Source organism: Pseudonocardia nematodicida, assembly GCF_040105385.1.
Classification (GTDB): Bacteria; Actinomycetota; Actinomycetes; order Mycobacteriales; family Pseudonocardiaceae; genus Pseudonocardia; species Pseudonocardia nematodicida.
Genome location: NZ_JBEDNQ010000010.1, coordinates 230,032 through 248,008, shown reverse-complemented (window position 1 = coordinate 248,008; position 17,977 = coordinate 230,032). Strand labels below are relative to the sequence as shown.

Annotated in this window: 17 protein-coding genes; 8 read left to right on the top strand and 9 right to left on the bottom strand. The window is 74.7% G+C overall.

The features are described 5' to 3' along the window. Positions 1-114: 114 nt before the first annotated feature. The 4 genes from WIS52_RS23415 (at position 115) to WIS52_RS23400 (ending at position 4,713) form a co-directional block, all read left to right on the top strand. Positions 115-510, top strand: coding sequence for a GntR family transcriptional regulator (locus WIS52_RS23415; RefSeq protein WP_349300498.1), 396 nt, complete (start codon positions 115-117; stop codon positions 508-510). Beyond that, positions 503-1,390 carry an ABC transporter ATP-binding protein gene (locus WIS52_RS23410; protein WP_349300497.1) on the top strand — a complete coding sequence of 296 codons (888 nt, stop codon included), beginning with the start codon at positions 503-505 and terminating at the stop codon, positions 1,388-1,390. Before WIS52_RS23415 ends, WIS52_RS23410 begins: the two co-directional genes overlap by 8 nt. After that, entirely contained in the window at positions 1,387-2,337 is a 951-nt protein-coding gene (locus WIS52_RS23405) for a hypothetical protein (RefSeq protein WP_349300496.1), read from the top strand. The genes WIS52_RS23410 and WIS52_RS23405 overlap by 4 nt, the downstream gene beginning before the upstream one ends. A gap of 126 nt (positions 2,338-2,463) precedes the next feature. Then, positions 2,464-4,713, top strand: a complete 2,250-nt coding sequence (locus WIS52_RS23400; protein WP_349300495.1) for a S9 family peptidase — start codon at positions 2,464-2,466, stop codon at positions 4,711-4,713. A gap of 52 nt (positions 4,714-4,765) precedes the next feature. On the opposite strand, the gene WIS52_RS23395 is transcribed toward WIS52_RS23400, so the two are convergent. After that, entirely contained in the window at positions 4,766-5,647 is an 882-nt protein-coding gene (locus WIS52_RS23395) for an SDR family oxidoreductase (protein WP_349300494.1), read from the bottom strand. Between the two features lie 434 nt (positions 5,648-6,081). Between WIS52_RS23395 and WIS52_RS23390 the strand changes: the two genes are divergently transcribed. Continuing rightward, positions 6,082-7,095 (top strand): extracellular catalytic domain type 1 short-chain-length polyhydroxyalkanoate depolymerase, encoded by a 1,014-nt coding sequence (locus WIS52_RS23390; protein WP_349300493.1) that lies wholly within the window; start codon positions 6,082-6,084, stop codon positions 7,093-7,095. Positions 7,096-7,119: 24 nt separating this feature from the next. Here WIS52_RS23390 and WIS52_RS23385 read toward each other — a convergent pair whose 3' ends face one another. From WIS52_RS23385 to WIS52_RS23365, 5 genes are all read right to left on the bottom strand, one after another. Then, positions 7,120-7,968 carry an NmrA/HSCARG family protein gene (locus WIS52_RS23385; RefSeq protein WP_349300492.1) on the bottom strand — a complete coding sequence of 283 codons (849 nt, stop codon included), beginning with the start codon at positions 7,966-7,968 and terminating at the stop codon, positions 7,120-7,122. Between the two features lie 66 nt (positions 7,969-8,034). Next, entirely contained in the window at positions 8,035-8,436 is a 402-nt protein-coding gene (locus WIS52_RS23380; RefSeq protein WP_349300491.1) for a RidA family protein, read from the bottom strand. After that, on the bottom strand, positions 8,433-9,092 hold the full coding sequence (locus WIS52_RS23375; protein ID WP_349300490.1) for an alpha/beta hydrolase: 660 nt from the start codon (positions 9,090-9,092) through the stop codon (positions 8,433-8,435). Before WIS52_RS23375 ends, WIS52_RS23380 begins: the two co-directional genes overlap by 4 nt. Further along, a complete protein-coding gene (locus tag WIS52_RS23370; RefSeq protein WP_349300489.1) occupies positions 9,089-10,054 on the bottom strand; it encodes a ring-cleaving dioxygenase in 966 nt (321 codons plus the stop codon). Before WIS52_RS23370 ends, WIS52_RS23375 begins: the two co-directional genes overlap by 4 nt. 154 nt (positions 10,055-10,208) lie before the next feature. After that, positions 10,209-12,968 (bottom strand): LuxR family transcriptional regulator, encoded by a 2,760-nt coding sequence (locus WIS52_RS23365; RefSeq protein WP_349300576.1) that lies wholly within the window; start codon positions 12,966-12,968, stop codon positions 10,209-10,211. Positions 12,969-13,140: 172 nt separating this feature from the next. On the opposite strand from WIS52_RS23365, the gene WIS52_RS23360 reads away from it, so the two are divergent. The 3 genes from WIS52_RS23360 (at position 13,141) to WIS52_RS23350 (ending at position 14,919) form a co-directional block, all read left to right on the top strand. After that, positions 13,141-13,440 carry a GNAT family N-acetyltransferase gene (locus WIS52_RS23360; protein WP_349300488.1) on the top strand — a complete coding sequence of 100 codons (300 nt, stop codon included), beginning with the start codon at positions 13,141-13,143 and terminating at the stop codon, positions 13,438-13,440. 209 nt (positions 13,441-13,649) lie between these two features. After that, the gene (locus WIS52_RS23355) at positions 13,650-14,471 is read left to right on the top strand and encodes a GAF and ANTAR domain-containing protein (protein ID WP_349300487.1); all 822 of its coding nucleotides are present in this window, start codon (positions 13,650-13,652) and stop codon (positions 14,469-14,471) included. A gap of 193 nt (positions 14,472-14,664) precedes the next feature. Next, positions 14,665-14,919, top strand: a complete 255-nt coding sequence (locus tag WIS52_RS23350) for a hypothetical protein (protein ID WP_349300486.1) — start codon at positions 14,665-14,667, stop codon at positions 14,917-14,919. Positions 14,920-14,939: 20 nt separating this feature from the next. Here the strand turns inward: WIS52_RS23350 and WIS52_RS23345 are convergent, their stop codons facing one another. Genes WIS52_RS23345 through WIS52_RS23335 form a run of 3 tightly spaced genes read right to left on the bottom strand, consistent with a single transcriptional unit; the run spans position 14,940 to position 17,838 of the window. Then, a complete protein-coding gene (locus WIS52_RS23345; protein WP_349300485.1) occupies positions 14,940-15,731 on the bottom strand; it encodes a glycosyltransferase family 2 protein in 792 nt (263 codons plus the stop codon). After that, entirely contained in the window at positions 15,728-16,780 is a 1,053-nt protein-coding gene (locus WIS52_RS23340) for a glycosyltransferase (RefSeq protein WP_349300484.1), read from the bottom strand. Before WIS52_RS23340 ends, WIS52_RS23345 begins: the two co-directional genes overlap by 4 nt. Then, positions 16,777-17,838 (bottom strand): glycosyltransferase, encoded by a 1,062-nt coding sequence (locus WIS52_RS23335; protein WP_349300483.1) that lies wholly within the window; start codon positions 17,836-17,838, stop codon positions 16,777-16,779. The genes WIS52_RS23340 and WIS52_RS23335 overlap by 4 nt, the downstream gene beginning before the upstream one ends. Positions 17,839-17,977 lie beyond the last annotated feature (139 nt).

The following is a 17,977-nucleotide window of genomic DNA, read 5'->3' as shown; positions in this document are numbered from 1 at the left end:
CGCGGTGCCCGGCCGTGCTGCGCTCGGGTGTCTCGACCCGCCCGCCGTCGAGTTGACCTTCGACGGCAGCGCTGACACTATTCCACTAAGGGCTTAGTGGTTTGGGGGTGGCGGGTGGAGTTCCGGATCGAGCGCCGATCGGGCGTGCCGACGTACCTGCAGCTCGTCGCGCAGGTACGTCGTGCGCTGCGCGTGGGAGCGCTCGCACCCGGCGACCGATTGCCGACGGCGAGAGCGGTCGTCGAGGCCATCGCGATCAATCCGAACACCGTGCACAAGGCGTACCGGGAGCTCGAGCGCGAGGGACTGGTGGAGGCCCGGCCGGGGAAGGGCACGTTCGTGCTCCACGCCCTGGGCCGGCCCGACTCGGTGACCGACGGGGTGCTGCGTACTCGGCTCGAGGACTGGGTGAACGAGGCCGTCGCGGCCGGGCTGACGGTCGACGACGTGCAGGCGCTGTTCGCCGACGTCGTCGAGCGGTTGTACAGAGGGGAACGAACTGATGAATGAGTACGAGGCGACGGACCCGGTGCTGCGCTACGACGCCGTCAGCAAGGACTTCGGGCGTCGTGAGGCGTTGCGGGACTGCTCCTTCGCTCTGCCCCGCGGCCGGGTGGCTGCCCTCGTGGGCGTCAACGGGGCGGGCAAGACGACACTGCTGCGCATGGCCGTGGGACTGGCGCGGCCGAGCGCCGGGCGGATCGACGTGCTCGGTGAGGATCCGGCCGCGACGGGGACGCCGGCGGGGGTGAGCTACGTGGCCCAGGACAAGCCGCTCTACCGCCGCTTCCAGGTGCGGGAGATGCTGCGTGCGGCGGCCGTGCTCAACCCGGGCGGGCGCTGGGACGGCGCCCACGCCGCGTCGCTGATCGCCGATGCCGGTATCGGCGTCGGACAGCGCATCGGCGAGCTGTCGGCGGGGCAGCGGGCCAGGGTCGCGATCGCCCTGGCGCTGGGCCGCCGTCCCGGGCTGCTGCTGCTCGACGAGCCACTGGCCGAGCTCGACCCGCTGGCGCGCCGGGAGATCATGGGCACGGTCCTCGCCGCAGTCACCGAGACCGGGATGACCGTGCTGCTGTCCTCCCACGTCGTGACCGACATCGAAGACGCCTGCGACCACCTGGTCGTACTCGGCGACCGGCGGGTGCTGCTCGACGGTGGGATAGACGAGCTGCTCGCCGGTCACCGGATCCACTCAGGACCTGCGACGTCCACTGCCGACAACGAGACCGTCGTGCACCGCAGTACCCGGGGACGACACACCGTCGCCCTGGTCCGTGACCACACGCCGCCGGCAGGGCCCGAAGCCTCGGGTTCGACACCGACCCTCGAGGAGCTCGTCGTGGCCTACCTCCACGCGCCGACCTCCTCGGATGCGGAGGCGGCATGATCTGGCTGGTGTGGCGGCGGCAACGTGCTGCTCTGCTGCTGGGCGCAGCCCTGGTCGCGGTCACCGTCGTCGCGCTCGTGGTCGCGCGGCTCCTGCTCGAGTCGCGTGCCGCGAGCCTGGGCGACTCGGCCTGTCTCACCGACCCGGCTCTGGACTGCACCGGCTGGGGCCGTGGGCGCGAACTCTACGACTCCTTCCTCGGGCCGCACCGGTTCCTGCAGTTCTGGGTGTGGGCGTTGGTCCCGCTGCTGGGGCTGATCGTCGCCGCCACACTGTTCGCACGCGAGACCGAGGAACGCACCGTGGGGTTCGTGCTGACCCAGTCGGTGAGCCGTACACGGTGGTGGACGACGAACATCGCCACGACCCTGCTTCCCGCACTCGCCGGTGCACTCGTGCTCGGTCTGGCCGCGCGATGGGCGCTGGCGCCGTTCGAGACGCTCTTCCAGCAGGGCCGGATCGGACCGCTCGGCTTCGAACTCCACGGAATCTGGCTGCCGGCCTCCGTGCTGATCAGCTTCAGCCTCGCCGCGGCGCTCGGGACGTGGTTGCGCAGCAGCCTCGCCGTCGTCGTGGGCACCGTGCTCGGTTGGCTCGTGATCTTCGCGGTGCTCGTCTACACGCGATACGACATCCTCCCGTCATCGGTACAGATCGTTCCGATCGGTGAGTACGACGGGACCGTCGACGTCGACGGGTTGGCCCGGGACATGGCCTTCCGAGGCGCCGGCGGCGAGATGATCCCGCCGGGCGAGGTCGGGGCGGGCTGCGGTCCGCAGGAGAACTACACGGCCTGCCTGCAACGGGACGGTGTGGTCGCCGCCGAGTTCGAGTATCAGCCGGAGTCGAACTTCTGGCCCCTTCAACTGATCCAGTCGGGTATCGCGATCGTGCTGTCCTCGGTGTTGCTGGGGAGCAGCTACGTGCGGGCTCGACGCCTCGGCTGACCGATCCGGTCGGCACCGTGCCGGCCGCAGCGACGTCGAGCGCGGTCACCTCGGCGCCGGATATGACGTGGATCACCCACCTAGCAGATTGAGTGTGCCGCAGCGGCCGGGTGTCGGGTCGCGGACATGACCCAGCTGACCGATGCCGACTACGCCCGCGCCGAGCAGATGCTCGCCCCGTACCGCGCGCGACGCGTACCGGGGGCGACGGTGGCACCACAGTGGATCGACGACGGGACACGGTTCTGGTACCGCGTCGGGTCGCGGTATCTCGTCGTCGACCCGGCCGCGGGCACCCGCGGCGACGCGTTCGACCACGAGCGGCTCGCCGCCGCGCTGACCCGCGAGTCCGGGCACGCCGTCGACCCGGGCGATCTGCCGATCACCGCGCTCGACCTCGACGGCCCGGACGACGGTGCGGTGCGGTTCACCGCCTTCGAGCAGCGCTGGGAGTGGTCGGACCGGACCGGCACCTGCGCCGTCGTCGAGGGCGACGACCCGGCGGCGCCCGACGAGATCGTCTCGCCGGACCGGGCGTGGGTGGCGTTCCGCCGCGACGGCGACATCTGGATCCGCTCCCGCGACGGTGGGGAGGAGTTCGCCCTGACCGACGACGCCGAGCCGCACCACGACTACGGCGGGCTCCCCGAGGCGCTCGGCGCGCGTGCGCTGATGCGGGCGTTCGGGCTGCCACAGCCGCTGCAGCTGTCCTGGTCACCGGACTCGACCCGGGTGCTCGTCCACCGGCTCGACCAGCGCGCACTGCCCGAACAGGTGCTCGTGGAGGCGGCGCCGGGCGACGGTGGCCGGCCGGTGGAGCACCGGTCGCGCTACCCGATGCCCGGTGACGAGGTGCAGGCGACGATGTCGTGGACCGTCCTGGACGTCACCGACCGCAGCGTCGTGCGCCAGCAGGGCGACCCGTACGTCGTCCTGCACCCGGGCGCCATGACCTACGCCTGGTGGACCGGCGCCAAGGGCGAGTCCGTGCATTTCCTGCAGCAGTCCCGCGACGCGCGCACGCTCGAACTGCGCCGCCTCGACCCCGCCACCGGGGAGACGACCACCCTGGTCGGCGAGACCGGCGCGACCCGGGTCGACCCGGCGCCGCAGCTCGGCGAGCCGGCCATGACGCACGTGCTGGACTCCGGGGAGATCCTCTGGTGGTCGCAGCGCGACGGCTGGGGCCACCTCGACCTCTACTCGGCCGACGGCGAGCAGGTCGACCAGGTGACCCGCGGGCCGTGGCTGGTGCGCCGGGTGCTGTGGGTCGACCAGGAGAGCCGCCAGGTCTGGTTCCTGGCCACCGGCCTGGTCGACGGCGACCCCTACGTCCGCCAGATCTGCCGCGTCGGGCTCGACGGCACCGGGTTCACCCGGATCACCGACGACGATCTCGACCACGACGCCGTCGGCCCGCGCGAGGGCGGCTACCTCGTCGACCGGGCCTCGACGCCGAGCACCCCGCCGCGCTCGGCCGTGCTCGACGGCGACGGACAGGTCCTGGTCCCGCTGGAGCAGCCCGGCACGACCGAGCTCGAGGCCCTGGGCTGGACGGCGCCGGAGCGTTTCCGGGTGCTCGCCGCCGACGGCCGCACGCCCGTCCACGGACTGCTGTGGCGCCCGCACGACTTCGACCCGCAGCGCAGCTACCCGGTGATCGACCACATCTATCCGGGACCGCAGGTGCACCGGGCCGGGCCGTCGTTCGACGTGCCGCACACCGGGGAGCCGGAGGCGCTGGCCGCGCTCGGGTTCGCCGTCGTCGCCGTCGACGGGCGCGGTACCGCCGGGCGGAGCAAGGCCTTCCACGACGCGTCCTACGGCGCGCTCGGCGACGCCGGCTCGCTGGTCGACCACATCGCCGCGATCCGCGAGCTCGGGCACCGCCACCCGTGGCTCGACACCGGCCGGGTCGGGATCACCGGACACTCCGGCGGCGGCTTCGCCACCGCCCGGGCGCTGCTCGCGCACCCCGAGTTCTACTCGGTCGGCGTCGCGGTGGCCGGCAACCACGACATGGGCGTCTACGTGCCGATGTGGCCGGAGTGGTACCACGGCGACCTCGACGACGAGGCCCGCCGCTCGTTGTCCAACCCGGCACTGGCGGCGAACCTTCAGGGCAGGCTCCTGCTGATCCACGGCGAGCTCGACGACAACGTGCTCCCGGCGCAGACACTGCGGCTGGTCGACGCCCTGATCACCGCGGACAAGGACGTCGACATGCTCCTCGTCCCCGGCGCCGAGCACGCGCTGATCGGCCGGATGCACTACGTGTTCCGCCAGACCTGGAACTACCTGGTGCGGCACCTGCACGGCACCGAGCCGCCGGCGCACCGGCTGGCGCCGCTGCCGTCGCCCGCCGGGCTGGGCTGACCTGCCGGGCGACCGCGGTGGGACGGCAGTTCGGCGACGGGTTCCGGGGCGATCACGACCGCGTCCCGTCCGGTCCGGCTCCCGGGCGCCGGCCGAGGGCGGCGGCGTGGTCGCGGGCGAAGTCGGTGACGTCGCGGGCCGGGCGGCCGGTGAGGTCGGCGACGGCGGTGCTGACCTCGGCGGCCTCGCCGCGGCGGTAGTGGGCGTAGTCCTCGACGAGCCCGTCGAGCTGCCAGCGGGGCAGGTAGCCCTCGAGCTGCGCGGCGAACTCCGCGGGCGCCACGTCGTGGAAGGTGACGGGCGTCCCGGTGGCCTCGGCGACGGCGTCGGCGATGTCGGTGTGGGTGACCGCGCGCGGCCCGGTGAGGGTGTAGGTGGCGCCGTCGTGCCCGTCGGTGGTGAGGACGTGCGCGGCGACGTCGGCGATGTCGCGGGTGTCGACGGCGCTGACCGCGGCGTCGCCGATCGGGGCGGCGATCGTCCCGGCCGCGATGGTGTCGGCGAAGGCCAGCAGCGCCTGCAGGTACAGGTTCGGGCGCAGGACGGTGTGCGCGAGGCCGAGCCCGCGGAGCCGGTCCTCGACCTCGGCGTGCCAGCGCAGGAACCGCACCGGGGAGTCCGCGCGCGCCGCGTACTGCGACATCAGAACGATCCGGCGCACGCCGTGGTCGCGGGCGAGCTCGGCGAAGCGGATCTGCAGCCGCGCGGCGTCCTCGGTGGAGGGCGAGTTGAGGAAGGCGACGTCGACGCCGTCGAGCGCGGCGGGCAGGGTCGCCGGGTCACGCAGGTCGGCGACGACGGTCTCGGCGCCCTCGACGGGGCGGGCCGGGTCGCGCGTCACGGCGCGGACCGGCGCGTCGAGCGCACGCAGCGCGGGGACCAGCGCCGAGCCGACCGTGCCGGTCGCGCCGGTCACGAGGACGGGTGCCGTCATGACGGGTTCCTTTCGTCGGGCAACGACGCCAGTGTGGGCTGGTCACGCCCACATCGCGCCCTCACGCCGGCGTCGTCGGAGACCTCCGGGACGAACCGCTGCACGACGACGTGGACGCGGCCTACGGGCGCTGCACGGCTGACGGGGCGGGACGGCCCGGTCACCCTTCGCGCAGCCTGTGCCCGGTGGCGACGCTCGGTAGTGGACGACTGCGACGACCGGGCCCGGACGACGCGCTCGCGCGGGACGAGGAACGCACGGCGCTGCTGCGCGGCGCCGAGACCCTGCGCGTCGCCGCACGTCGTTGCCGCGACGCAGGACCTCCCGGCCTGGCACCGGAGGTGTCCGTGGGGAGCGCCACACGGACTTGAGCCGGCCCCGACGGCACAGCGTGTGCTGTGGTCCTCCACCACGGAAACGAGTTGATGCCGCCCATGCACGCAGACCGATCACCCCGCCGCCGTCGCACCGCGTGGATCGCGGGGCTGACCGCAGTGGTGATCATGATCCTGGCGGTCCCCGCCGCGGTCGCGCAGACGCGGACCCCGGACGGGGGACAGGATCGTCACGGCAGCTACTCCAGCTCCGAGGGGCGGATCGGCTACCAGGTCCACCTCCCGCCGTCGTGGCGGGCGGACCGGCCGATGCCGGTGGTCGTGGCCGTGCACGGGTGCGGGATGACCGGCTCCGGACTGAACTCGATGAGGTCGATGACCCGGTTCGACGACCTCGCCGACCGCGAGGGCTTCATCGTGCTCTACCCCTCCCAGTCGCTCCTGCGCAACGTGCAGCTGTGCTGGAACTCGCTGTCCCCGGAGCACCAGGAACGGGACCGGGGTGAACCCGAGCTGCTGGCCGGCGCGATCCGGCAGGTCGTCGACACCTACGGCGCCGATCCGGACCGGGTGCACGTCGCCGGGGCCTCCTCCGGCGCGGGCACGGCGGTGATCATGGGGGTGACCTACCCGGACCTGATCGCGACCGTGACCTCGGTCGCGGGTGGGGAGTACCGGTTCCATGCGGCCGAGGACCGGCTGGACACGGTGACACCGGTCGACACGGCCCGCCTCGCCCGGGCCGAGATGGGGCCCCGGGCCCGGCAGGTCCCGCTGCTCGTCGTGCAGGGCGAGCAGGACGACGTCGTGCGGCCGTTCATGGCGGAGCGCCTCGTGCAGCAGTGGCTGGCACTCGGTGCGCTCGTCGCCTCCGGCCGGCCCGAGGTGGACACCGTGCCCACCGACGTCGAACGCGTCGAGCCGCCCGGCGGTCACCCCTGGACCCGGACCAGCCACCGCGTCCCCGGCCAGGCCTCGGTCGACTCGTACCTGGTGGAGGGGATGGGGCACACGTGGTCCGGACCGCGCGCCAGCGGGCTGTTCGCCGACCGCGACGGGCCGGACCTGTCGGAGATCTTCTGGGAGTTCGCGTCGACGAGGCCGATGTCCTGACGGGACCGGGCCCCGGCCCTGCGGTCACTCCTGGGCGGTCAGCGCCCGCCGGGCCCAGTCGGCGAACCGCGTCCAGGTGATCTCGGGGAACTCGGCGCCCAGCGCGGCCGGGTCGGCCTGGTATCCGTCGCCCGCCAGGAACGTCCACATCGCGTGCATGTCCGGGTCGCCGATCACGGCCAGGTCGTAGCGGACGTGGCGGACCTCCCGCCCGAGGACCTCGGTGAGCACCCGGGCCATCTCGTCGGGGGTCGGCGTGTCGCCGGCGACCTCGATCCGCCGCCCGGCCAGGCGGCCGGGTTCGGTGAGCCCGATCGCGGCGACGGCGGCGAGGTCGGCGCGGTCGAGCTGCTGGAGCCAGTGGTCCCCGGCGATCGGCAGCCGCAGCATCCCGGCGTGCAGCTCGTCGCGCGCGCCGAGGGCGTTGTCGAAGAAGTAGGTCGGAGCGACGACGCCGTGCTGCAGACCGGACGCGCGCAGCTCGGTCTCGATGACGTTCTTGCTCTCGAAGTGCGGGATGCCGGTGCCCGCGTCCGCCCCGGCGACCGAGCTGAACACCAGGTGCGGCAACCGGGCGTCGCGGGCGGCGGCGATGATCGCCCGGCCCTGCGCCACCTCCGCGTCCGTGCCCGCCTCGAACGGCGTCGTGACGGCGAACGCCGCGCCGACGCCGTCCATAGCGGAGCGCACGGCTGCGTGGTCGGTCAGGTCACCCGCGACGAGCTCCACGCCGGTCGCGGCCAGCGCCCGTGCGCGCGGCGAGGCCGGGCGGCGCACCAGCGCGCGGATCGTGGCGCCGCGGTGCTGCAGGGCCTGCACGACGGCGCCGCCCTGACCCCCGGTCGCGCCCAGCACCAGGATCGGGTCGGTCATGTCCGTCCTCTCTCGTGACGACGGGCCGGGGCCGCGTCCGTTCGCGGCCACGGCCGGCATCCGTGGCTAACGCGGCAGGTCGAGCAGTACGACGGCGCCGATCTCGACGATCTGGCCGGGGAGCGCCAGCTCCACCACCCCGAACGTCGTGCTCGTCGGCCGGTGGTCGCCGAAGTAGGCGCTGTGCGCGGCCGCGGCCGGGCCGAAGTTCTCCCGCAGGTCGGTGAGGATCACGGTGGTCTCGATGATCTGGCGGCGGGTCGCGCCGAAGTGCTCGAGGATCTTGTCGAGCTGGGCGAACGTCACCTCGAGCTGCTTCTCGACGTCGCCCTCACCCACCAGGCCCCGGTCGTCGTGCGAGAGCTGGCCGGAGACGTAGACCGTGTCGCCGACCCGGTGTGCCTGGCTGTAGCCGTAGACGGCCTCCCACGGGACGTCGTGGTCGAAGGTGTCGCTGATCGTGGTCATGAGTTCTCTTCCCTCGTGGTCGTCGGTGACGGGAGCGGGGTGCCGGCCAGCCAGTCGGCCACGGTCGGCAGCAGGTCGGGGGCGATGGTGTGCCCGCCGTCGTGCGGGGCGGTGGTGGTCTCGGCGCCCGCCGCCCGGAACTGGCCGACCAGCGTCGAGGTGTGGTCGGCGGTGGCCATCGGGTCGCGCCGGCCGTTGGAGACGAGCACGTGCCGGCCCGTCAGGTCCGACTGCGGCGGCCCGTCGCGGAAGGGGACCATCGCGGCGAGCAGGACCGCCCCGGCGAGCCGCTCCGGGTGGGTGAACAGCAACGCGGAGGCGATGTTGGCGCCGTTCGAGAAGCCGACCGCGGTCCAGGAGCCCGGGGCGACCGCGTAGCGGTGTTCGGCGGCGACCAGGAACCCGGCGAGGGCGTCGACCTGCACGCGCAGGTCGTCCTCGTCGAACACACCTTCGGCCTGCCGGCGGAAGAACCGGGGCATGCCGTTCTCCAGCACCGTCCCGCGGACCGACAGCACCGGCGCCTCCGGATCGAGGTGCGCGCGCAGGGGGAGCAGGTCGTGCTCGTCGCCGCCGGTGCCGTGCAGGAGCAGCAGGGGCGGGTGGCCGGGGGAGCCCGGCAGCCAGACGTGCGGACGGTCGAGCACGTCGGTCACGACGACGTCGTCCGCTCGTCCCCGGGCACGTCGAGGCTCGGCAGCGCCCGCTCGATCTGCGCCCGGCTCGGCTCGAGCCACGGCGGCAGCTTCAGGGCTCGGCCGAGGGTCAGCAGCGGCTCGTCGACGGTGAAGCCCGGTGCGTCGGTGGCGATCTCGAACAGCACGCCGCCCGGCTCGCGGAAGTAGATGGAGGTGAAGTACTGCCGGTCCAGGATGTCGGTGACCTGCAGTCCGGCCGCGGCCAGCTGCCGTCGCCAGTCCTCCTGGGTGGCCCGGTCGGGTGCGCGGAAGGCGACGTGGTGGACGGTCCCGCCGGCCTGCAGGCCCCGCTCACCGGTGGAGCCGGTGACGTCGACCAGGGCCCCGGCGTCGCCGCCGGACATCGCGAACCGGCTGCGGTCGCCGTCCTCCCGGGACAGGGACATGCCGAGCAGCTCGGTCAGCAGCCGTTGGGTGGGTTCGGTCACCGACTCGGTGAGGGTGACCGAGTGCAGGCCGCGCACGGCGTGCTCGTCTCCGATGCCGGCCGCGCCGTCCCATCCGGACCGGTGGTCGCCCGGGGACGCGACGAGGTCCAGGACCAGGCCGTGCGGGTCGCGCAGGGTCAGGACCTCGGTGCCGTCCCGGTCGACGGGCGGGTCGGCGTCGACGCCGAACCCGGACAGGCGGTTCTGCCACCACCCCAGCGAGGCCGGTGGGACGCTGAACGCGGTGGCGGTCGTCAGCCCCGCGCCGTTGCGACCGGCGGGGACCCCGCGCCACGGGAAGAACGTCAGGATCGAGGCGGGCGCGCCGGAGGTGTCGCCGTAGTAGAGGTGGTAGGTGCCGGGGTCGTCGAAGTTGACGGTCTGCTTGACCAGCCGCAGGCCCAGGACGCGGGTGTAGAAGTCGACGTTCTCCTGGGGGGCCTCGGCGATGGCGGTGACGTGGTGCAGACCGGCGGGTGCGATGTCGGTCATCGGGCCTCCAGTGGCGTGCGGTCGGTGGGAGAGTGCGCCGTGGCGGTCCGGCGTCGGTGCGCCGGGCACGGCTGACCGGACGTCCCGACGCTAGGAGCGCCCGGAGGGGGTCGAATCGTCCGGGCTATCCGTCACCGGCGCACGGCTTGACCGATCAACCGCCGTGCGCGTCGACCCGGATCCGGAGGTCCCCGAGGAGATCGATCCGGGAGAGGTCCGCGCGGGAGGCGATGCCGAGCTTGGGGTAGACGTTGGCCAGATGATGGGCGACCGTGCGCGGGCTGATCAGGAGCTGGGCCGCGATCTCCCGGTTGGTCAGGTCGTCGGCGGCCAGGCGTGCGACCCGTAGCTCCTGCGCGGTCAGGCCGGCCGACGGGCCGGGCCCGCGGCGTGCGGCGGGGCCGTCGGTCAGGTCCTGCTCGCGCAGCGACCGTCTCCGCAGTGGCTCCGCGCCGAGGCGGGCGAAGACCTCCGCGGCGGCGGCGAGCTGGTGCCGGGCGTCGGCCCGGCGTCGGGCGCGCCGCAGCCACTCGCCGTACAGCAACCGGGTGCGGGCGTACTCGAACGGATGGTTCTCCGCCCCCGCGACGTCGAGGGCCGCCCGGTAGGAGCTCTCGGCCGCCGGCCCGCCCCGGATCAGGGCGTGCAGCCGGTGGACGGCGCTGCGGGCCCAGGGTGCGCCCGAACGCTGCGCCCACGCGGTCACCGCCGCGAGCCGGGACTCGGCGAGGTCGAGGTGCCCGACCTGCATCGCGGCCTCGGCGGTGTCCACGGCGGCGAGCAGCGCAAAGGTGGGGTGGGCGGCGTCGTGGCCGGGTTCGGTCAACGGCACCAGGTGGCCCAGCGCCTCCTGCGGACGGCCGGCGAACAGCGCCGCCCGGCCACGCGGCCAGTACGCCGACCCGGTGAGGGCCCGCACCCCCTGCGGGACCGACACCTGCAGGGCCCGGGTGGTGTGCTCGTCGACGGCCGGTTCGTCGCCACGGCCCGCGGCCAGGTTGCCCAGGGTGCCGCGGCACTGGGTGGCCACGTGGTCCGCGCCGACCTCCTCGGCGAGCGCCAGGCCGTCGGTCCCCGCGGTCTCGGCGGCACCCCACCGGCCTGTGGCCAGGTCGAGGACGGCGGTCTGGGACAGCACCACCGCGAGTGCGGCGAGCTCGTGACGGCGCCGCAGTGCGGCGGCCTGCACCCGCAGCACGTCGTGCAGCAGGCTCTCGATCCCCCAGGCCTGGGCCAGCGGCGCGGGCGGCAGCAGCTCCCAGGCGGCGGTGACGAGCCGGCCGATCAGGTCACCGGTCCCGTCCGGGGCGATCGGGGTGAGCGCGCCGGTCTCGTCGTAGCACGCCCACCAGATCCGCAACGCCGGCAGCTGCTCGGTCAGGGAGGGGTCGTCGCCGGTGTCCGCGGCCAGCAGCCGCTGCAGCGCCTCCTGCTGCAGGTCGGTCCGGCCGGCCGACCACGCGGCGCGGACCGCCACCGAACCCAGCTGTACGAGGCAGCGGCTGCTGGGGGCGACCCGCATGTCGCGGACCAGGTAGTGGTGGGCGCGCTCCGGCAGGCCGGTGGTGAACTCGAGGATCCCGCGCAGTCCACCGCCGGCCCGGGCGACGGCGGCCTCGTCGCCCAGGCGCTCGGCCTCGTCGAGCAACTGCCCGGCCGTCTCGGCCTGCCCGGCGTCCCACGCCGCGCGGGCGGCTGCAGCCAGCCGGCGCGCGCCGTCGGCCGGCGCCGGGGACAGCTCGGCCGCCCGCCGCAGAGTGCGGACGGCCGTCGGGCCGGCGCCACACCGCAGGGACTTCTCGGCCGCGAGCTCGAGCAACGCGGCGACGTCCTCGTCCGCCGTGTCGGCGGCGGCCGCCAGGTGCCAGGCGCGCTCCTCGACGGCGTCCGTGGGCAGCGACGCGGCCAGCGCCCGGTGCGCCGCCTGCCGTTCACCGAACGCGGCGCCGTCGTAGATCGCGGCGGGTATCAGGGGGTGCCGGAACTCCACCCGGGATCCCGAGGTGCGGAGCAGACCCGAGCGCACGGCGTCGTCCCATGTGGACGGATCGACGCCGTGTCCGGCCCCGGCCCGCTGTACGACGAGCCGGTCACCCCGGTCCTCGGCCGCGGCCAGCAGCAGCAACGCCCGTACCGGCGGGTCGAGCGCGGCGACCCGGGCGCGGAACGCCTGACGCAACCGCGGACCGATCGGCACCAGGTCCCCGAGCAGCGGCAACGGAGTGTCGGCGTCGGGCGCCCGGTCGAGGGTGGGCAGCTCGTGCAACGCCAGTGGGTTGCCACCGGCCTCGCGGGTCACGTCGTCGATCAGTGCCTGCCGGGCGCCCGGTACCGCGGTGGCGACGAGCGCGCGGGCGTCGTCGTCGGTGAGGCCGCCGACCTCCAGCGCGGGCAACCCCTCCCAGGGCCCCGAGGCGGGGTCGGAGTGCCCGGTGAGCAGGACGAGGACCGGGTCCCCTCCCACCCGCCGGGCCAGGAAGCCCAGGCAGTGCGCGGTCGCCTCGTCGATCCACTGGGCGTCGTCGACCACGACGAGCACCGGCCGTTCCCGGGCCAGCTCGGAGACCATCGACAATACCGCCGCGCCGATGAGGAACCGGTTGGCCGCGTCCCGGCTCAGGCCCAGGGCGCCGCGCAGCGCCGCGGCCTGCGGGCCGGGCAGGGCGTCCAGCCGGTCGATCACCGGCCACAGCAGCTCGTGCAGCGCCGCGAACGCGAGCCCCGCCTCCATCCGGGTGCCCCGGCACCGCAGCACAGTGCAGCCCGCAGCCGCCTCCACGGCGTGGTCGAGCAGGGCGGTCTTGCCGATCCCCGGCTCACCCCACAGCACCAGCCCGGAGCCGGCGCCGTCCGCCGCCCGGGCGATCAGGCGGTGCAGCGTCGCGGTCTCCGCGTCCCGCCCGAACAGCTCCATCGTCACCGCAGCCTCTCCCGCCGGGCCGGCGTGGTGCGGCCGGGTCCGATTGTCGTCGCCGACCGTCCCACGGACGCGACGATCCGACCGGGCGACGGATCGACCGACCGATTCGGTCCGGGCCGCGGCGCCCGACAATCCCGGTCGAGTACGCCACCGAGGGGACCCCTGCATGATCGCCGTGACCGACAACCGCTCCGCGAACCGATTCGAGGCCCACGACGGCGACACCCTGGCCGGGTTCGCCGCCTACGTCCGCACCTCGGAGCTCGTCGCGTTCGTGCACACCGAGGTCGACCCGGCCTTCGAGGGGCGCGGGGTGGGGTCGGCGCTGGCGCGCGCGGGGGTCGAGTCGGTACAGGCGGAGGGGCTCCGGGTGCTCGCGGTCTGCCCGTTCATCGCCGGCTGGCTGGCACGCCATCCGGAGCTCGCCCACCTCGAGTACCGGGCGGCCAGCAGGGTCACGGACTGACGTTTCGCCCGGTGCCCGCGATGCCCGCGGCGATCCGGGGTGCGGGTGAGCCGGAAGAGGTCAGCATCCGGACGTGGGCGGTCACCGGCGCCCCCGTGCACGCCGCATGATCGCGGGGACCGGGTCCCGCCGCTCCCCGCCCGTCGGGCCGGATCAGATCAGGACGTACGGCACCGTTTACCGGCGAGGTTTATGGGCAATGTCGCTACGTGGATCAGTCAGCTCCCGGGCACGACGACGGTGACACCCGGCCCGTGCACCCCGGCCCCGCACCCGAGTCGCCGGGGTCCGGCGACAGCCCGTCCGATGCGCAGCGGGACGATCTCCTCGTCCAGGAACTCACGCAGCTGACCGCGGCCCTCGTCGACTGCGACACCGTCGAGGAGGTCCTGAAGCGGGTCGTCGACGCCGTGGGCCGGGTCGTCCCGGCCGCCGGTCTGGTCAGCGTGACGCTCCGCGACGACTCGGGGGAGTTCCACACCCCGGTGGAGACCGACTCCCTGGCGACCGCGTTCGACCAGGTGCAGTACCGCAGTGGCCGCGGTCCCTGCGTCGACGCGGCGCAGCCCGACGGCCCGGCCGCGGCATGGTCGGACGACCTCCGTGGGGAGACGCAGTGGCCGGAGTTCGCCGAGGAGGTCGCGGCGCGGGGCTACCGGTCGGTGCTCGCCGTCGAGCTGCTGCCGGACGCGCACCCGCCGCGGCTGCCGGGTGCACTCAACGTCTACGCGACCGGTTCCGCGGTCTTCGGACCGGCCGACCGGGACCGGCTGACGCTCCTGGCCGGCTACGCCTCGCTGGCGCTGGCGAAGTGCTCCGCGGTGTCGGCCGCCGCACTGCGCGAGGCGCAGCTGCGCGAGGCCATCGAGAGCCGCGACGTCATCGGTCAGGCCAAGGGCATCCTCATGGCCCGGCGGGGGCTGAGCGCCGACGAGGCGTTCGACGTGCTGCGGCGGACCTCCCAGGACGTCAACGTCAAGCTGGCTCACCTGGCCCGCACCGTGGTCGAGAGCCCGGACCGGGTCCGGTGACCGCGCGGGCCACAGGATCCGGATCTCTCGCGCCGTCGCACGTTTCGCCCGGCCGGGGACGGGCATGCCGTGCGCAACCCACTTCATCGACCCGGGTCGACGTCTGGGCCAGACCGAGGCGGTTGAGCTCCGCCAGCCGCCTCGGTCGCACCGGGCACGGCCCGGTGGCGGGCGCACGAGAGCGGCGCAGCCGGTGATCGGCGAGATCACCGAGATCGCGTGGTCGGCTCCACTGGTCGTGGCCGCCCGGATCGGTGTCGTCGCACGGGGCGGCGGCCGGGCCCGCCGGGAGCTGCGCCGGATGGTGACCGAGAAGGTCGACGTGGTGCCGGAGGTGGCCCGCGCGGTGGCGGGCTCGTGGTCGTCGCCCCGGTGGCTGTGCCGCGCGGCGGTCGCCCCGGTCCACCGGCGGGTGCGGGCCAACCGCCGTCGCCTGCTCGGACGCTGACCGCGGCGTCGGCCGGCGTCTCACCGGAGCCGCAGCAGCTCCCGGCCGGGGTCGAACTCGATCGCGCCCGCGTCCGCGAGCTCCCGCAGCCAGCCGGTCATCGGCCACCACCCCCAGCGCCGGTGGAACGTCCGCGCGTTGCCGATGATCTCCGCGATCCGGGCCGGGTCGGTCCGGGCCTGCGGGTGGTGCTGGTGGTAGGCGTGCGCTCCGCCGACCCAATACAACGGCAGGCCGGACGCCAGCGCGAAGTCCGTGTCCTCCGCCCCGTAGCCGGTGTAGTCCTCGCAGAACCCGCCGGTGGCGGTCCACGCTCGCGCGGTGATCGCGAACGACAGCGACCAGAACAGCTCCCGGCGTGGTTCGGCGAGCAGGACGTCGTCGTCGGGGGACGGCCGGGCGGGGTGCGGCGCGGTGTGGTCGTGCAGGTCGCGCTCGGGCAGCACCCCCGCGGGCAGGTAGGTCACCGGCCCGGCGAGCAGCGCGTCCGGCATCCGGGCGGCGGCCCCGGCGTACCGCCCGAGCAGGTGCGGTCCCGGCAAGCAGTCGACGTCGAGGAACACGAGCAGCGTCGCCCCGCCGTCGAGGGCGGCGGCCGCGCCGGCGTTGCGGGCGTGCGCGAGCGGGAGCGGGCCCGGTGCCGGGACGGTCAGCGACCGGGTAACCGGCCCGTCCCCGTCGAGTGCCGGTGGTGCACCCATCCCGACCACGACGTGGGTCACCGGCGGTCCGGCGGCGAGCAGCCGTCGCTGCCGGGCCAGATGGTCCGCGCGTCCGCGCACCACCGTGACGACCGCCGCCCGGGTCCTCATCGGACCGGACCCTCGGCCGCGGCGTCGACGATGCCGTCGAGGACGGCGGCGGCCCGGGCCGCGGCACGACCGTCCGACCAGCGCGCCCAGCCCGTACCGCCGAGCGCCAGTGCGTCCGCGAGCACCCCGGGCCAGGCGGCCGGCGTGGGCCAGTGGTCCGGGACGACCGCGAGACCGGCGTCGTGCAGAACGGCCCCGGTCGCGACCTGCTCGTCGTGCGGACGGGGCGCGGGCAGGATCACCGCGGGGCGCCGGGCCGCGGCGATCTCCGCGACGACGTTCTGCCCGGCGTGCCCGACCACGACGTCAGCAGCCTGCAAGGCCGACCACACGTCGTCGGTCCAGCCACCGGCGGCGAGGTTGGGGGGCGCATCGGCGCCGAGCGACCCGGCCACGGCACCGGCGACGCGCCACGTCCAGTCCGGTGTGGACGCGGCTGCCCCGGTCAGTGCCCCGGGCCCGGCCCCGGCGTCGCCGCTGCCGGTCAGCACGAGCACCTGCCGGTGCCCCGGTGCGGGGACGGTCGCCCGGCCGTCGTAGCGCGACAGCCCACCGAGATGCACCGTCCTCGACGCCAGCTCCGGTCGCCAGGCCCGCGGCGGATCTGCCGGCCAGGGCGCCAGCAGCACCTCGGCCAGGTCGTAGGCGGTCCGGTGTGGACGGTCGAGACGGTCCCCTGGCTGCGCGACCACCGCGACCGGCACGCCGTGCAGCCGGGCGAGCAGCGCCATCTCGACCGAGACGTCGGCGACGAGGACCCGGGCGGGTCCGGCGTCGAGCAGCGCCGACACCGTCGCCGCGCGCGCCCGCAGACCGGGGTGGTGCCGGGGCGCCCAGTGCAGGGTTCCGCCCGCGGTGACGTCGTGCTGGTCGGCCGGAGGTCCACCGGCGTCCGGGGGCAGCTCGTGCCAGGCGCCGGGCCAGCCGTCCGGGGCCGGGCGGCTGCCCACCCCGACGACCGGGGTACGGCAGTACCGGGCGACGGCGGCGGCGCGGTGGGCGTGCCCGCTGCCGTGGTGATGGACGTAGTAGACGATCGTGCCGCTCACGCCGCCGCCGGGGCACGGTAGAGCCGCTCGTAGCCGTCGAGCATGACCTCGACCGAGCAGGTGGTCTCGGCGTGCCGGCGGGCGTCGGTGCGTGAGAGGCGGGAGGCGGCGCGGATCGCATCGGCGAGCCCGTGCACGTCACCGGGGGTGGCGAGCACCCCGCAGCACGGGTCGACGATCTCGGGCAGCGCGCCGCGGGCGAACCCGGCGATCGGGGTGCCGCAGGCCAGCGCCTCGGCCACGACCAGCCCGTACGGCTCGTCCCAGCACGGGGAGACGACCGCGACGCTCGCGTCGCCGACCAGGCCGGCCAGTGTCCGGTGGTCGAGATGGCCGAGGTAGCTGATGCCGTCGCCGAGCAGGGGCGCGACCTGTGAGGAGAAGAACGCCCGGTCCGGACAGGGACCCGCCAGCCGCAGGCCCGTCCCGGCCAGCCGGGCCGCCCGGATCGCCTCCACCGGCCCCTTCTCCGGCACGATCCGCCCCGACCACACCGGGACCCCGCCGCCGGCGCCGTAGCCCCAGGTGGCGGTGTCGACCCCGTTCCGGACCACCGTGGCCCGGGCGCCGGTCGGCGCCCACGCCCGGGCGGTGTGGTCGCTGACCGCGGCGAACCGCAGCCGGCGCGGGTCGCCGAGGCGCACGGCGGACTCCAGCCACGGGGTGGGCGGGGTGTGCAGCGTGGTCAGCACGGGTGCGTCGAGCACGTCAGCCAGGGCGAGTGGCAGGTAGTGCAGCGAGTTGTTGTGCACCACGTCGTACCGGCCGTGCTCGCGGGACAGGCCGAGCAGCAGCTCCAGGTACGAGTGGTGCTCGGCGAGGAACCACTCCGGCGGCATGCCGACGTCGCTGCGGGCGGCCCCGGAGATCGCGGGCAGCGGCGCCATCTCGCGGACCCGCAGGTCCGGATCGGAGCCGGGGGCGCCGAACACGGTCACGTCGTGGCCGCGGTCGCGGAGCCGGGACGCCAGCCCGGCGGTGTGCGCCTCCAGCCCGCCGGGGAACGGCTCCCGGATCGGGTAGCGGGCCGAGGCGATCAACGCGATCCGCGCGCTCACCGGGTCGGGACGGAACGGGTCACGGGCGACACTCCGGGGCTCGAGGACGAGGAGACCGCGCGAGCTGTGTGCTGAACCCGGACGCCCACCGATCATGCGGCGTCCGGTGTCGCCCCACAACTCGATCTCGGCGCCGGGC

What these genes read in the sequence shown, in the direction of transcription:
- WIS52_RS23410 (WP_349300497.1), top strand. Translation starts at nt 503, where the DNA reads ATGAATGAGTACGAGGCGACGGACCCGGTGCTGCGCTACGACGCCGTC.
- WIS52_RS23405 (WP_349300496.1), top strand. Translation starts at nt 1,387, where the DNA reads ATGATCTGGCTGGTGTGGCGGCGGCAACGTGCTGCTCTGCTGCTGGGC.
- WIS52_RS23400 (WP_349300495.1), top strand. Translation starts at nt 2,464, where the DNA reads ATGACCCAGCTGACCGATGCCGACTACGCCCGCGCCGAGCAGATGCTC.
- WIS52_RS23395 (WP_349300494.1), bottom strand. Translation starts at nt 5,647, where the DNA reads ATGACGGCACCCGTCCTCGTGACCGGCGCGACCGGCACGGTCGGCTCG.
- WIS52_RS23390 (WP_349300493.1), top strand. Translation starts at nt 6,082, where the DNA reads ATGCACGCAGACCGATCACCCCGCCGCCGTCGCACCGCGTGGATCGCG.
- WIS52_RS23385 (WP_349300492.1), bottom strand. Translation starts at nt 7,968, where the DNA reads ATGACCGACCCGATCCTGGTGCTGGGCGCGACCGGGGGTCAGGGCGGC.
- WIS52_RS23380 (WP_349300491.1), bottom strand. Translation starts at nt 8,436, where the DNA reads ATGACCACGATCAGCGACACCTTCGACCACGACGTCCCGTGGGAGGCC.
- WIS52_RS23370 (WP_349300489.1), bottom strand. Translation starts at nt 10,054, where the DNA reads ATGACCGACATCGCACCCGCCGGTCTGCACCACGTCACCGCCATCGCC.
- WIS52_RS23365 (WP_349300576.1), bottom strand. Translation starts at nt 12,968, where the DNA reads ATGGAGCTGTTCGGGCGGGACGCGGAGACCGCGACGCTGCACCGCCTG.
- WIS52_RS23360 (WP_349300488.1), top strand. Translation starts at nt 13,141, where the DNA reads ATGATCGCCGTGACCGACAACCGCTCCGCGAACCGATTCGAGGCCCAC.
- WIS52_RS23345 (WP_349300485.1), bottom strand. Translation starts at nt 15,731, where the DNA reads ATGAGGACCCGGGCGGCGGTCGTCACGGTGGTGCGCGGACGCGCGGAC.